Source organism: Pseudomonas sp. SMN5 (assembly GCF_052041925.1).
GTDB lineage: Bacteria > Pseudomonadota > Gammaproteobacteria > Pseudomonadales > Pseudomonadaceae > Aquipseudomonas.
Genome location: NZ_JBKGGX010000091.1, coordinates 1 through 244, shown reverse-complemented (window position 1 = coordinate 244; position 244 = coordinate 1). Strand labels below are relative to the sequence as shown.

Sequence of the window (244 nt, the reverse complement as noted above, 5' to 3'; positions counted from 1 at the left end):
CGGCGCATCAACAGTGACGGTGCCGGTGGTTGCTCCGGCAGTGATGTTGATGACTGCGCCGTTGCTCAGAGTAACGGTGACAGGCGTACCGGCAGCGTTGCTCAGGGTCGCGGTGTAAACGATCGAGCCGCCTTCAGCGACGATGTCGGTGGCAGTCAATGTCAGACCGGTGGTGTCCTGGGTATCGGTGACGGTGGTGTCGGCCGATTTGCCGTCGATCTCCAGCTTCTCGTAGTTGCCGCCC

General features: G+C 61.9%; 1 protein-coding gene. It reads right to left on the bottom strand.

All coding sequences use genetic code 11. The features are described 5' to 3' along the window. On the bottom strand, positions 1 to 244 hold a 244-nt coding region (locus ACLEJR_RS27125), incomplete at both ends, for an immunoglobulin-like domain-containing protein (RefSeq protein ID WP_440817796.1).